This window comes from Acidimicrobiia bacterium (assembly GCA_016650365.1).
Lineage (GTDB): Bacteria > Actinomycetota > Acidimicrobiia > Spongiisociales > JAENVV01 > JAENVV01.
The window spans coordinates 18505-32623 of record JAENVV010000033.1; the positions used below are offsets into that span (position 1 = coordinate 18505).

14 protein-coding genes are annotated in these 14119 nt (G+C 60.5%); 12 read left to right on the forward strand and 2 right to left on the reverse strand.

The window, feature by feature from the left end; translation table 11 throughout:
- The first annotated feature begins 5 nt into the window (after nt 1-5).
- The 9 genes from folE to lysS all read left to right on the forward strand — a co-directional run bounded on the left by folE (nt 6) and on the right by lysS (nt 7209).
- On the forward strand, nt 6-569 hold the full coding sequence (gene folE, locus JJE47_02010; protein ID MBK5266186.1) for a GTP cyclohydrolase I FolE: 564 nt from the start codon (nt 6-8) through the stop codon (nt 567-569).
- A complete protein-coding gene (folP, locus tag JJE47_02015) occupies nt 566-1396 on the forward strand; it encodes a dihydropteroate synthase (GenBank protein MBK5266187.1) in 831 nt (276 codons plus the stop codon). The genes folE and folP overlap by 4 nt, the downstream gene beginning before the upstream one ends.
- Nucleotides 1393-1875 carry a hypothetical protein gene (locus JJE47_02020; protein ID MBK5266188.1) on the forward strand — a complete coding sequence of 161 codons (483 nt, stop codon included), beginning with the start codon at nt 1393-1395 and terminating at the stop codon, nt 1873-1875. Before folP ends, JJE47_02020 begins: the two co-directional genes overlap by 4 nt.
- Nucleotides 1872-2231 carry a dihydroneopterin aldolase gene (gene folB / locus JJE47_02025; protein MBK5266189.1) on the forward strand — a complete coding sequence of 120 codons (360 nt, stop codon included), beginning with the start codon at nt 1872-1874 and terminating at the stop codon, nt 2229-2231. Before JJE47_02020 ends, folB begins: the two co-directional genes overlap by 4 nt.
- 9 nt (nt 2232-2240) lie before the next feature.
- Nucleotides 2241-3170 (forward strand): 2-amino-4-hydroxy-6-hydroxymethyldihydropteridine diphosphokinase, encoded by a 930-nt coding sequence (folK, locus tag JJE47_02030; GenBank protein MBK5266190.1) that lies wholly within the window; start codon nt 2241-2243, stop codon nt 3168-3170.
- 72 nt (nt 3171-3242) lie between these two features.
- A complete protein-coding gene (locus JJE47_02035) occupies nt 3243-4025 on the forward strand; it encodes a DUF2520 domain-containing protein (protein ID MBK5266191.1) in 783 nt (260 codons plus the stop codon).
- Entirely contained in the window at nt 4022-4903 is an 882-nt protein-coding gene (locus JJE47_02040; GenBank protein ID MBK5266192.1) for a pantoate--beta-alanine ligase, read from the forward strand. The genes JJE47_02035 and JJE47_02040 overlap by 4 nt, the downstream gene beginning before the upstream one ends.
- Nucleotides 4903-5655: a type III pantothenate kinase gene (locus JJE47_02045; protein ID MBK5266193.1), complete on the forward strand. Its 753-nt coding sequence runs from the start codon at nt 4903-4905 to the stop codon at nt 5653-5655. The genes JJE47_02040 and JJE47_02045 overlap by 1 nt, the downstream gene beginning before the upstream one ends.
- 36 nt (nt 5656-5691) lie before the next feature.
- On the forward strand, nt 5692-7209 hold the full coding sequence (gene lysS, locus JJE47_02050; protein ID MBK5266194.1) for a lysine--tRNA ligase: 1518 nt from the start codon (nt 5692-5694) through the stop codon (nt 7207-7209).
- A 24-nt stretch (nt 7210-7233) separates the two neighbouring features.
- On the opposite strand, the gene JJE47_02055 is transcribed toward lysS, so the two are convergent.
- Nucleotides 7234-8229, reverse strand: coding sequence for a polyprenyl synthetase family protein (locus JJE47_02055; GenBank protein MBK5266195.1), 996 nt, complete (start codon nt 8227-8229; stop codon nt 7234-7236).
- 172 nt (nt 8230-8401) lie between these two features.
- On the opposite strand from JJE47_02055, the gene JJE47_02060 reads away from it, so the two are divergent.
- A complete protein-coding gene (locus tag JJE47_02060; protein ID MBK5266196.1) occupies nt 8402-10900 on the forward strand; it encodes an ATP-dependent Clp protease ATP-binding subunit in 2499 nt (832 codons plus the stop codon).
- Between the two features lie 233 nt (nt 10901-11133).
- Complete coding sequence (locus JJE47_02065; GenBank protein MBK5266197.1) at nt 11134-11766, forward strand: transglycosylase SLT domain-containing protein; 633 nt, start codon at nt 11134-11136, stop codon at nt 11764-11766.
- 23 nt (nt 11767-11789) lie between these two features.
- Here JJE47_02065 and JJE47_02070 read toward each other — a convergent pair whose 3' ends face one another.
- Entirely contained in the window at nt 11790-12455 is a 666-nt protein-coding gene (locus JJE47_02070) for a hypothetical protein (GenBank protein MBK5266198.1), read from the reverse strand.
- A gap of 345 nt (nt 12456-12800) precedes the next feature.
- Here JJE47_02070 and radA point away from each other — a divergent pair, with 345 nt between their 5' ends.
- A complete protein-coding gene (gene radA, locus JJE47_02075; GenBank protein ID MBK5266199.1) occupies nt 12801-14096 on the forward strand; it encodes a DNA repair protein RadA in 1296 nt (431 codons plus the stop codon).
- Nucleotides 14097-14119 lie beyond the last annotated feature (23 nt).

Genomic DNA, 14119 nt, shown 5'->3' on the forward strand with positions numbered 1-14119 from the left:
TACGTATGAATGTTGACGAGCCAGCGATCGCCGATGCGGTGCGCTCCATCCTGATCGCCATAGGCGAGGATCCGGATCGTGAGGGCCTTGCCGAAACCCCGACCCGGGTTGCCCGCATGTACGCCGAACTCTTCGAAGGGATGCATCAGGATCCGTATGAGATCGTGAAATCGGTATTCACCGAAGATGCTCATCGGGAAATTGTCATGGTCCGAGACATTTCGTTCTACTCGATGTGTGAACATCATCTCGTTCCCTTTCACGGCAAAGCCCATGTGGCGTACTTGCCTGATGGGGTCCTGACCGGACTATCCAAGTTGGCTCGACTGGTGGAAGCGTATGCCAAGCGGCCCCAGATGCAGGAGCGACTGACGTCGCAGATAGCGGACACCCTGATGGAGGCTGTCAAGCCGCTCGGGGTCCTCGTGGTCATCGAAGCCGAACACATGTGCATGAGTATGCGGGGGGTCCGTAAGCCGGGTGCCTCGACGACCACTTCGGCGGTTCGCGGGATCTTCGCCAGTCGGGCGACGACCAGAGCCGAAGCCTTTGCTCTCCTGAATCGATGATCTGGCAGGTTCGAACCAAGGCGTTGTCGATCGAGCAGCCGCTCATCATGGGCATCGTCAATGTCACCCCGGACTCGTTCTCTGACGGTGGACAGTTCCAGGGTGTTGAGGAGGCGGTCGATCACGGGTTACGCCTTGTCGCAGACGGAGCCGACCTGGTCGACGTCGGTGGTGAATCAACCAGGCCGGGGGCGGTCGACGTGTCCATCGAGGAGGAACTCAAGCGGGTGGTCCCGGTCGTCGAGGCTCTGAGTGCTCGGGGGGTGATCGTTTCCGTAGACACATCCAAGCCCGCCGTGGCGGTCGCCGCCATGGAAGCCGGTGCAGAGATTGTCAACGACGTGACCGGATTTCGAAATCCGGAGATGCAGCGGGTCGTCGTCGAGCGAAAGCCAGGCGTGGTCGTCATGCACATGGCTGGTTCCCCACGCACCATGCAAGACAATCCGCAATACCACGATGTGGTTGCTGAGATCGGGGAGTATCTCACCGGTCAAGCTGCCCTGTTGGAACATGCCGGCCTCGATGCCAACCGGATCTGCATCGATCCAGGAATAGGATTCGGCAAGACGACCGAACACAACCTGGCAGTTCTCGCCAACACCAGGGTGCTGGCTGGACTCGGCTATCCGTTGATGGTCGGGGCTTCCCGCAAGCGTTTCATAGGTGCAGTAGTGGACGTCGAATCAGTGGAGGATCGTGATAGGGCGACGGCTGTTTTGTCCGGTCTTGTTACATTCCTGGGAGCCAGCGTGGTCCGGGTCCATAATGTTGTCTACTCTCGGCAGGCCATGTTGCTCAGTGCGGCTATCGTTGCGCGCACATGACAGGTCTTAAACCACGTGATTTCGTTTGGGTTATTGCCGGACGCCTGGCAGTCAGCCAGCGAATCGGCGGCTATGGGTTCCAGCATCGTCGGGTCAGGCGCGAGGAAGAAATCATCTGGCTACGCGATAACGCCAAGATCAACACTCTCGTTTCGCTTCTGACCGGTAACCAGAATATTTCCGCCTATGAAGAGGCCGGTTTCGCCGTTACCCACGAACCCCTCGCCACCGAACTCAAAGTCGCGTCTGACGTTCCGAGGGTTCTCAAGGCGATCAGCGCGGCCCTTGCCCCGAGTAACGCCGTGGTTCTTATTCACCGTGATCTGGTCGATGAGACCCTGGCCGGTCTATTGGCCGCCTACCTGATTTCAAGTGGCATGGTTGGGGATCCGATCAAGGCCGCCGCGGTCATCCAGGAGATTCTCGGCCGACCACTTGGCCCCGAGGCTCGGACGATGATGAGCGTCGCGGTCCGGTGACCGATCAGATTTCTCTGAGAGGGCTTGAGGTATTTGGCTATCACGGCGTTCAACCTCACGAGGCCATCACCGGTCAAATCTTCGGTATCGACATAGATCTGTTTCTAGATACCACCGCGGCTGCCGCAGCTGACGATCTGGCGCTCACGGTGGATTACGGTCGGCTGGCGGATCAGGTGGTCGAAGCCGTGACAGCTGAGCGACATGACCTCATCGAGACCCTGGCGCATCGCATCGCCGGTGTCTGTATGGAACTCGACCTGGTGACAGGCTGCGAGATCACCGTTCACAAACCGGCCGCCCCGATCCGGCATCCTTTTCAGGATGTTTCGGTGACGGTCCGGTATCCCCGATAGGGCTGGATTATGCAGGTGGCAATCGGACTCGGGTCCAACCTCGGTGATCGGCTGAACTTGCTTCGGCAGGCCATCGACCAGCTTGGACAGCATGGAGAGATCGTGGCCGTGTCGAGTCTGTATCGGTCCGATCCGGTCGGGGGTCCCGAACAGGCGGATTTTCTCAATGCAGTGATCGTGATCGAAACAAACCTGGACCTCCCAACTCTGCTGGCAACGTGTCGGCAGATCGAGGCGTCGGCCGACCGGGTGCGTGACCAACGATGGGGGCCCCGGACGCTCGACCTCGACATCCTGACTGCTGCGACCCCACCATATGTGTCCGAGACGCTGACGGTCCCCCATGAGCGACTGGCTGAACGTCGGTTTGCCGTCGAGCCGTTGGCGGAGGTCTGGCCCGATGCGGCGACCGGTTCCGGGACAGCCCGTTCGAAGCTGGACGACGTTCGTGATCAGTCGGTTGATCGTCTGGCGGGGTCGGGGTGGCAAGTGGCTCTGTCGAAGGGTGCCTGGTGGGTGACGGCTCAGGTTGTTTTGTTGATCCTGGTGGCGGGGGCGGCCTTTCGATACTCGGGTTCGTTCGACGCCCGGTGGATCGGTGTGCCACTCTTTCTGGGGGGTGTGACCCTGGCCGCTCGAGCCATGCAGGTCCTCGGTTCGAGCCTTACGCCGTTTCCGCAACCGTTGGAGGGGTCGGCCATGATCTCGTCTGGTCCGTACGGTCTCGTGAGACATCCGATTTATGGGGGCCTCATTCTCTCGCTGGCCGGATTGGCTCTGTTTATGGGCTCCTGGATCGCACTGGGAGGGTCGGTAGCAGTCGGTGGGTTCTTCTGGCTCAAGTCGTCCTTCGAGGAACGCCGATTACTCGTTGCTCACAGTCGATACCGTCGGTATATGGACGAGGTGCCCAAGCGTCTCGTCCCGTTCATCGTCTAGGCTCGATGCTGGTCTGGTACCGCATGCCCGTCTGGAACTGCATTGTGGATCGGAACCGAAAGGACTGACTTCATGGCTCGAATTGTCATTGTTGGCCCGGGACGCGCCGGAATGTCCGTCGGGCTGGCGGCCAGGACCGCCGGGCACGAAGTTGTCGCTCTCGCTGCTCGCCGCCCCATCGAGACCGATCTGGCCAGGTCGATTCCCCTCACATCGTCGCTTCCCGATGCCGAGTTCGTGATTGTGGCCGTTTCTGACGATTCCATCGCCGAAGTCGCCACACAACTGCACCCGCCAGGTGGTTCCGTAATCGCCCACCTGTCTGGCCGGACCTCGGTCGATGTTCTCTCTCCGCTTGGAAACAAGATTGGATCAATGCATCCGCTCATGACGCTGCCTTCTGGGGAGATCGGAGCGGCCGCATTGGTAGGGGCCAGTGCCGCGATTACCAGTCGATCCGAAGCGGTGGCCGGCGCGTTGTCAGTTTTTGCTACTTCGCTTGGAATGCGACCATTCCGACTCCCGGATGCTGCCAAAGCCGCCTATCATGCCGGAGCGACCGCCGCTTCCAACTATGTCGTGGCCGCCCTGGCCGTCGCAGAACAACTCCTCGACGCCGCCGGGGTGCCCTTATCGGTCGCTGAGCCGCTTGTGGCGGCGTCGGTTTCCAACGCCGGCCGCCTCGGTAGCCTGGCGGCCCTGACCGGGCCCATCGTTCGTGGCGACATAGGCACTGTGCGTGCTCAGCGGGACGCGGCCAGGGAGGCGGGCGTCGAGGGCCCCTTCGTTGCGATGGGGACCGCTACGGCTCTCCTGGTGGGCAACTGGGAGGTCATGCGGGAGGTTCTGTCATGAAGGTGATCGAAACCTTCGCCGAGTGTCGTTCGCTGGCAAAAGGTTCGATAGGGCTCGTACCGACTCTTGGCTACCTCCACGAAGGTCATCTGGATCTCATGTCGCAAGCCCGGGTCGGGAATGATCAGGTGATGGCCAGCCTCTTCGTAAACCCGCTTCAGTTTGATGAGGTGGCTGACTTTGACGCCTACCCCCGTCAGTTCGACCGTGACGCCAGACTGATGGAGCAGGCGGAGGTCGACATTCTCTTTGCGCCCTCCGTCGAGGAGATGTATCCGATCGAACCCGTCACGAGAGTCGTGGTTGGCGGCCTCACCGAATCGATGGAGGGTGCTCACCGACCAGGGCATTTTGCCGGGGTTGCGACGGTCGTGACCAAACTTCTGGCAGGGCTACAGCCGGATCGTGCCTACTTTGGCAAGAAGGATGCGCAGCAACTGGCGATGGTTATGCGGTTGACGGTCGACCTGTCGCTCCCCGTCGAAATCGTGCCATGTTCAACCGTTCGGGAGTCTGATGGTCTCGCGTTGTCGAGCCGAAATGTGCAGATTCCAGCCGGCGACCGGGACCAGGCGACCAGGGTGTCGGAAGGGCTATTCGCCGCCGCCGATCTCGCCGCTTCGGGTGAACGCGACGGACAGGTTTTGGAGCGGGCCGTGTCAGCGCATCTCATCGGTATTTACGTCGAGTATGTGGCCCTGGCCGAGCGGGCGACCGCCCGTCCTCTCGCAACGCTTGACCGGCCGGCATTCTTGGCCACCGCGGTCCGGATCGGTGGTATTCGACTGATCGACAACGTCTGGCTGGAACCGGATGGGACCTCCGACCGGGGGACCCTTCTGCGATCTACCAGCATTCTCTATGCGGGGGTGAACTGATGCTGCTGGCTCTCAATGTTGGCAACAGCCAAACCGACATCGGGGTTCTGAACGGGGACGTCCTTATTCATCACTGGCGGGTTTCGACGGCGGTCGATCGAACGCCGGACGAATACGCATTACTCCTGCGAGGACTGCTCAACCCGGTTGCTGCCCACGTTACGTCGGCCGCCCTCGCGTCGGTCGTGCCCGCGGTGGCCATGTCCCTTGGGATAGCCCTGGCGGACATGGTCGATACCCTGCTCACCGTCGGCCCCGGAGTAAAGACCGGGATGCCAATGTCGGTCGATAATCCCCGCGAAGTCGGTGCCGATCGGGTGGCAAGCGCAGTGGCCGCCAAGGCGTTCTACGGGTATCCGGTCGTCGTCGTCGGGTTTGGCACCGCCATCACCGTCGATGTGGTCGGACCCGACGGTGCCTTTGTAGGCGGGGCCATCGCCAGTGGTCTGGATATCTCGCTCGATGCGTTGGTCGATTCGACGGCGGCCCTGCGTAGGGTTGCACTGACCCCTCCCGAACACGTAATCGGTCGCAATACGGTCGAAGCGATCCAGTCCGGAATGGTGTACGGCTATGCGGGATTGGTCGATGGCCTCGTTACTCGCGCCCTCACCGAGCTCGGTTCCGACGCGGTTTTGGTGGCAACCGGCGGCGGTGCTGGCACCCTTGTGCCGCTCCTCGGCAGGGAGTACGCGGTTGATGACGTCCTCGTTTTGCGTGGACTCGGGCTGCTGAGCGAGCGAAATCGATGACCGATCGCCCCTCCCGGGCCGGTAAGGTGACGCCCTATGTCAGATGAGACCACCCCCGAAGAACAACTCGATGATCGCGCCGGCTTGGCCGATCATCCACTCACGGCCGTTCGGTTGGCCAAGCTCGAGGAGCTCAGGTCGCGCGATATCAACCCCTATCCGCACACGTTCAAACCAGATGCGGTTGCCGCCGAGATTCATGCGCTTTATGTCGGCCTCGAACCGGGCGCGGAGACCGGGACGTCGGTGACGGTGGCCGGGCGACTTCTGAATGTACGGTCCTTTGGCAAACTGCGGTTCGGGGTATTGCAGGACCGTTCGGGTCAGATTCAATTGTTTGTTTCCAAAGCGGTTCTCGGCGACGATGCGTTCGAGATATTCGACCTCATCGACAACGGCGACTGGGTTGGAGCACACGGCGAGGTCATCACGACGAAAAAGGGCGAGTTGAGCATCCGGGTCGATCGCTTCGAGATTCTCTCCAAGGCGTTGCGTCCGTTTCCTGACAAATGGCACGGCCTTCAGGACCAGGAGCGCCGCTATCGACAGCGGTATCTCGATCTGACCGTCAACGAGGAAGCCCGGGCCACGGCCAGGGCCCGGATCGCCACGGTTCGGTCTCTTCGCCGGTCATTTGAGGAGCGGGGATTTCTCGAAGTCGAGACCCCGATGCTCCAGGCGAAGCCCGGCGGAGCCCTCGCCCGGCCGTTCATAACCCATCACACGGCGCTTGACATGGACATGTACCTGCGGATTGCTCCGGAGCTGTACTTGAAGCGTCTGATAGTCGGGGGGATGCACAAAGTCTTCGAGATAAACCGCAACTTCCGCAATGAAGGCATGGATACCTCCCACAACCCCGAGTTCACGATGCTCGAATCGTATGAGGCGTTCGCCGACTACGAAGACGTTATGGAGTTGACCGAGGAAGTTGTAGCGGCTGCGGCCCTTGATGTGACGGGAGCGACGACTGTGATGTATCAGGATCGGGAACTCGATCTCGCCCCTCCGTTTCGTCGGTTGCCCATGCTTGAGGCCGTCAATGAGCAGCTCGACCTCAACATCAGTTACGACATGCCCGTCGACGAACTGCGCAAGCTGGCCGGAGATCTACAGATCAAGGTCGAGCCGTCCTGGGGTGTCGGGAAACTGGTTACTGCGTTGTTTGAAGCGACCATCGAAGATCGGTTGTGGGAGCCGACGTTCGTGATCGACTACCCGGTTGAGGTATCACCACTTTCCAAGCGCCATCGGTCGAATCCTCAGGTGACGGAGCGGTTCGAGTTGATAGTCGCCGGTCGCGAACTGGCCAATGCCTTTACCGAGTTGAACGACCCGGCCGAGCAAAGGCGCCGGTTTGAGGAGCAGGCGGCCGCCAGGGTGGCCGGCGATGATGAGGCGCACCCGATCGATGAGGATTATGTTCGAGCACTCGAATATGGTCTTCCCCCGACGGCTGGTCTCGGGCTGGGGGTCGACCGCCTGGTAATGATCCTCACCAACCATGCCAGCATCAGGGAAGTCGTGCTGTTCCCGCATCTCCGTCCCGAGTAGACGACTTCGAGCGTGCTCTGACCGTTAACCGGAGCGGGCGGCGGTCACCTGGTCCAGGAGGAATTGGGCAAGGCTTGAAAGCACGGCCCTGGTTGGAATGTCAGGAAGGGTGGCGACCGCCGCGTCTGCCGTTGCGATGCGTCGCTCCGCTTCCTGGAGAGACTGCTCGACGTATCCGCCGGCCCGGACGATGGAGATCACCTCATTGACGCGGGCGTCGTCGTACGGCGGCTTCCCGAGCGCATCTCGAATTCTGCCGCCGTCGGACCCGGCGGCAGCCAGGAGCACCGGCAGAGTCATCTTTCCCTCTCGAATATCTGATCCGGCCGGCTTGCCGAGAAACGACTCGGTTGCGACCAGGTCGAGGGCGTCGTCGGCGATCTGAAACACGAGGCCAAGCTCCCATGCCCACGACGACAAGGCTTCGACGGTCGCGTCATCGGCGTCGGCGGCCATGGCTCCCAGACGGGCCGACGTGCGAATCAACGCGGCGGTCTTGCCACCGATGACCTGGAAGTAGGCCTCCGGATCGTGGTCGAGATCGAAATCGAGTTGGAGTTCGCGGGTCTGACCCTCGACAAGTTCGGCGTAGGTGCTTGCCAGAAGGCGAACCGATTCCTGCCCGAGGTGGGTGGCAGCGACCTCCGAGGCGCGCGCCATCAGGAAGTCGCCAGCCAGTATCGCAACCGTGTTGTCCCAGTTGGCGTTGGCCGAATCGGCCCCCCGTCGGATGGTGGCTTCGTCGATCACATCGTCGTGATAGAGGCTCCCGACGTGGATGAGTTCAACCGCCACGCCGGCTTCGATGGGTCGGTCATCGTTGGCTGGCCCGAAGTCGGCAGCGATCAGAGCGAGCAACGGCCGGAACCGCTTGCCGCCGGCGGCCAGGAGGTGTTGGGCGACCTTCGTGAGGAAAGGGTCGCGCGATTCCGAGGCGTCCATGAGGCGCGTTTCGGTACGTTCGATCTGCTCCCAAACGTGGGGGAGCGGAACCATATCTTGAATACTCGGTACGTCCATCGCTTCCCATGGTACCGGTCTCTGCGGGTGTCAGTAGTTCGTCTTTTGGTGGTGTCGTAAAAGGACGAAGAAGTTTTGCCAGGTCAAGACCGCAGGAGTATGTGGTCCTGGGGGCTATAATCGCATCGCACGGTCTCTTATCCAGGGGTCCTAGTTCAGAGAGGCGGTAGCCGTGTTCGAACGATTTACAGACCGAGCCCGTCGGGTAGTGGTGCTTGCCCAAGAAGAAGCGCGCCTGTTGAACCACAACTACATCGGGACCGAGCACATCTTGCTCGGATTGATCCATGAGGGCGAAGGTGTTGCTGCGAAAGCCCTTGAGTCACTTTCGATCAACCTCGAATCGGTTCGCCAGCAGGTCGTCGAGATCATCGGTCAGGGCCAGCAAGCCCCGAGCGGTCACATCCCGTTTACGCCCCGCGCCAAGAAGGTGCTGGAGCTGTCGCTGCGCGAGGCTCTACAACTCGGCCACAACTACATCGGAACCGAACACATCTTGCTCGGACTGATTCGCGAAGGCGAAGGCGTTGCTGCCCAGGTCCTTCAGAAGCTGGGAGCCGACCTGCCGAAGGTTCGTCAGACGGTCATCCAGCTCGTCAACGGCCCGCAACGTGATGAGCCGTCTCCGTCTAGTGGGTCGAGCGGATCATCAGGTCGGGGTTCGTCGGAACCGGCTTCTTCGGGTTCAACGGTTCTCGATCAATTTGGCAGGAACCTGACCCAGGCGGCCCGTGATCACAAGCTCGATCCGGTCATCGGTCGACATCGTGAGATCGAGCGCGTGATGCAGGTTCTGTCACGACGCACCAAGAACAATCCGGTTCTGGTCGGTGAACCAGGCGTTGGCAAGACGGCCATCGTTGAAGGACTTGCTCAGAACATCGTATCCGGTGATGTTCCCGAAACGCTGACCGGTAAGCAGTTGTACACGTTGGACCTCGGGTCTCTGGTGGCAGGCTCCCGGTATCGCGGTGACTTCGAGGAGCGCCTGAAGAAGGTACTCAAGGAGATCCGCACCCGGGGAGACATCATTCTCTTCATCGATGAGATTCACACGCTTGTCGGTGCCGGTGCTGCCGAAGGTGCCATCGATGCGGCCTCGATCCTCAAGCCGATGCTGGCGAGGGGGGAGCTCCAGACTGTGGGAGCGACGACGCTCGAAGAGTATCGGAAGTACCTTGAAAAGGATTCGGCGCTCGAGCGACGGTTCCAGCCGGTGCAGGTCGACGAACCGACCGTGGCAGACACGATTCTTATTCTCAACGGTTTGAAGGACAAGTACGAGGCTCATCATCAGGTTCGTTACACGGAACAGGCACTCGTCAACGCCGCCAACCTGGCCGACCGGTATCTGGCCGACCGATTCCTACCGGACAAGGCGATCGACCTGATCGACGAGGCCGGTTCCCGTATGCGGATTCGGCGCAAGGCTCCGGATCCGGGAATCGCCGAGGTCGATGGCCAGATTCTCCAGGTTCGGTCTGACAAAGAGGACGCCGTACGAGCTCAGCAATTTGAGCGGGCCGCCCAACTGCGTGATCAAGAACGCGGTCTGGTGGCCGACCGGACGGCCAAAGAAGCAGAGTTGCGAGAGGCCGGCGAATCGATCAGCTGGGTCATCGACGAGGAAGAGATTGCTGAGGTACTTGCTCAGTGGACCGGGATTCCCGTTCATCGTCTCACCGAAGAGGAGACCGCCCGTCTTGTCAACATGGAGGCTGAACTCCACAAGCGCATCATCGGTCAGAAAGATGCCATTTCGGCGGTCTCGCGGGCTATCCGCAGGACGAGGGCCGGGTTGAAAGACCCGAAGCGTCCAGCCGGATCGTTCATCTTCCTCGGCCCGTCAGGCGTTGGAAAAACCGAGACGGCCAAGACGTTGGCGGAGTTCTTGTTCGGTGACGAAAACTCGCTCATCCAACTGGACATGTCGGAGTACATGGACAAACACACGGTCAGCCGACTGGTCGGCTCGCCTCCCGGGTATGTCGGCTATGACGAAGGTGGCCAGCTCACCGAGGCTGTGCGGCGCAAGCCGTTCTCCGTGGTCTTGTTCGACGAAGTCGAGAAGGCTCATCCAGACGTGTTCAATACCCTGCTCCAGATTCTGGAGGATGGCCGGTTGACCGACGCCCAGGGACGGACCGTCGACTTCAAGAACACCGTCATCATCATGACGTCCAACCTTGGTACGCGTGATCTCCGCAAGCGTTCGATCGGCTTTAGCGCCGACTCGGATGAGGTGACATACGAAAAGATGAAGTCGAAGGTCACCGAGGATTTGAAGAAGCATTTCCGTCCGGAGTTCTTGAACCGTATCGACGAGGTCATCGTCTACCACGAATTGACCTTGGAAGAGGTCAAGGAAATCGTCGATCTCATGCTCGCCAGGGTGATCAATCAGCTCGGATCTCAGAGCCTGGATCTGGTCCTTTCCGACGCAGCCAAGAGTTTCCTGGCAACGACCGGTTATGACCCAGAGCTGGGTGCTCGACCGCTTCGGCGGGCGATTCAGCAGCGCCTCGAGGATCCGTTGTCCGAGAAGGTTCTGTTGGCCGAGTTTGTGGCGGGGTCGACGATCGTGGTCGATCTTGACGAAGAGAACCAGGAACTGACATTCGAGTCGTTCTCGTCGCCCGATGTTCCACCGGTGGAGATGGCCGACAGCTAGTCCTGGTAGGAGTTGACGTTGAGAAGGGGGCAGGAGGACACTCCTGCCCCCTTCTTGTTGTCTTGGCCGGCTGGCTGGATGGAACTGGTGCCAGCCTTCGGCTGGATAATTCTTCCATTCTCGATTTGTGTACGGTTTCCAGTTCGTTAGCCTTAGAGGGTTGCAGTCAGATGATGCTTAGGAGGCTTCGCTCCTGACCCGCACAAAAACCCCCTAACAAGGAACAATTCAACATGCGTGTTCGCGCGTTATCCCTTCTTCTCATGGTCGGCATGCTGGTGCCGTCCGTGGGGTCGGCATCCGAAACCGGTACCGTCCCCATTGACACGACGTCGACTACCACAACAGACCAGGTCCGCCCGCCCGCAAGGGGTACCACAGCTGTATCAACCGATTCCGTCGGTCCTGCCCCCCTGGCCGTGGCATCCCAGACCGGGGCAACTCAGGAACCGGATCCGGTGGTGCCGATCGGCCGTTGGTTTGGTTGTCAGCCACCGTTTGGCGGTTTGTGTGTCCAAGACCGCGAGGCCGCCAAGACCGTGAACGAATTGATGCTCGAGTGGTCAGGTTCGATCGATGATTGGCGTCCCTTGGTCGAGGCGTTCTTCGCCCCCGGTGACGTATCTCGTGCCATGTCGGTCATCGGTTGTGAATCCGGCGGCGACCCCAATGCCAAGAATCGGTACTCAACGGCTTCGGGGCTCTTTCAGCATCTCGCGTCGTACTGGGGTGACCGAGCCGTGCTGGCTGGCTACTCCGGGTCCGATGTCTTCGACCCTCTCGCCAATGTGGCGGTGGCCGCCTGGTTGGTATACGACGGCGGCGGCTGGACGCATTGGGCTGCCAGCGGTCGCTGTTGGGGATAGATTGGCGCGGAACCCGCTGCTTTCTAGTTGCCTGTTCGCCTGCCGTAGAACTCGAGCTCGGCGATCACCAGCTCCGAGAAGCGAGCGAGTTCCTCACCGCTCACTTCATCGATGACAGCTTCGGCCTGATGGGTCGTCTGTACCTCAATCGTGATCTCGGTCGTCCCGATCGTCGAGAACGTAATGGTGTGAGGTCCCGGGGTGTCAGGCAGAAGGCTTACGGTACCCCTCGGATTGTCGTCGGAGATGACCTTCACCGAAGCGACCCGGAAGTTTCTCGTGAACCGAACCGGGTCATCCTGGATGTTTGTTATCACGATCGACTGAACCTGGTAGGTGGCCGGGAAACGAACAGTGATCGAGGCGCCAACGCCAGAAAGCGATGCATCGTTCCACACGGTGGCGAGATCGGCGTCGAACATGTTCGTGCACGGCCAGTTGGGAAGTTCAGACGAACACTCCGATGAGGCGATTGGAATGAGTTCTATTTCGGCCAACGGGACGGAGGTCGACGTCGAAGTCGGTATTGAGCTCGACGTGGTGGTCGTTCCACCGTCGCCCCGGATCCAGTTGAACAACAAGGCGGCCAGGACCACTGCCACGAGGAGTCCTCCGATGGCCAGAGCGGCGCGAACGCCGGGCGTAGTAGAAAGGATTGGCTGGGGGGCGACCGGGAGAGCCCCTTGCATCAGCCGTGCTCCACACTCTTCACAATGGCGATTGGTCGTTGGGTTTGCCGCTCCACACGACGGGCAGGCAACGGTGTTGTATGGCACCTGAGTCAGCGGGACTGAGCTGCCCAGCTCGAACTCTTCAAAACCTTCTGTTTGGAGCCATTCTCCACATACCGGGCAGAATTCTTCGCCCTCGGACTGAGCTCCGCAGTTTGTGCATTCAACGACGGACAAGCCGATTACCTTTCGTTAGCCGGCGACATTCTGCCACGTTGGTGCCGTGAGGCGCCATCCAGGTCACAGAAACCACCACACCGGCAGGCACAATTTTCTGTCTGCCCCCCACGATAGGATCTTTCCATGACATATCGGTGTTCATCGTGTGGTTACCAGTCGAGCAAGTGGATGGGGTTCTGCCCTCAATGCAAGGTGTCGGACGCACTCGCCGAGGTCACAGGGTCATCCAAAAGGACGACGACGGCTGCCCTGGTGCCACTCTCGAAGGTGGGCGAGTCCCCACCGCCACGCCTTCAAATCGGTATTTCGGAGTTCGACCGTGTATTGGGAGGCGGTTTGGTCCCTGGTGGCGTCATTCTGGTCGGCGGTGAGCCCGGGGTTGGCAAGTCGACGTTGCTCTCTCAAGTGGCCGGCAGCCTGGCGGTTCACGGTGCGAAGGTTCTCATCGCCACAGCCGAGGAATCTGCCGATCAGGTCGGACTGCGGGCCGAGCGACTCGGCATCAAGTCCGACGACATCCTGCTGCTCGCCGATGGCGATGTCGACGTGATTATCGCCGCAGCCGAGCAAATCCGGCCCGACCTTCTCATTGTTGATTCGATCCAGGCATTGGCAGCACAAGAGGTTGCGGCCGCCTCCGGTTCGGTCGGACAGGTGCGTGAGTGTTCGGCGCGGCTCATCCGATTTGCCAAGGAGACTGGAACTGCCACCGTCGTCGTTGGTCATATCACCAAGGACGGGGCAATCGCCGGCCCCAAGCTGCTTGAGCACATGGTCGACGTCGTGCTGTATCTCGAAGGCGAAACCGATCGCGGGTATCGAACGCTCCACAGCCTGAAAAACCGGTTTGGAGCGACTCATCTTGTTGGGCTCTTCGAAATGGATGAGGAAGGGATGGTGGAGGTCGCCGATCCGTCGGCCGCGTTTGTGGCTGACTGGCAAGGAAGCGTGGCAGGGACGGTCGTATTCCCGGCCATCAGTGGAAAACGAGCCCTGCTCGTCGAGGTTCAAGCACTGGTCGGTAAACCGGTCGTGACTCCTCAACAGCTCCGTCGTTCCGTGCGAGGGGTCGAGGCAGCCCGGGTGCACCAGCTACTGGCCGTTCTAGAACGGCACGCCATGCTCCGGTTTTCAGATCGAGAGGTATACGTGTCGGTGGTGGGCGGTATGCGACTGACGGAGCCGGCTGCCGACCTCGCTATTGCACTGGCGCTGGCTTCTTCCTTGACCAATCGCCCGCTCGGTCGAACCGCCGCTTGGGGTGAAGTCGGGTTGACCGGAGAGCTGCGCAGTGTGTCCCACGATGGGCGTCGGTCTGAAGAAGCCTCCCGTTTGGGGCTGACCAGGACCATTCATGCCGACCTTGTTTCACGGCGCATCGAGTCGGCCCTGGCCGCCGCTGGCGTCTTCGATGATTAGGAGCCCTGTGTTGGGCCTACCGC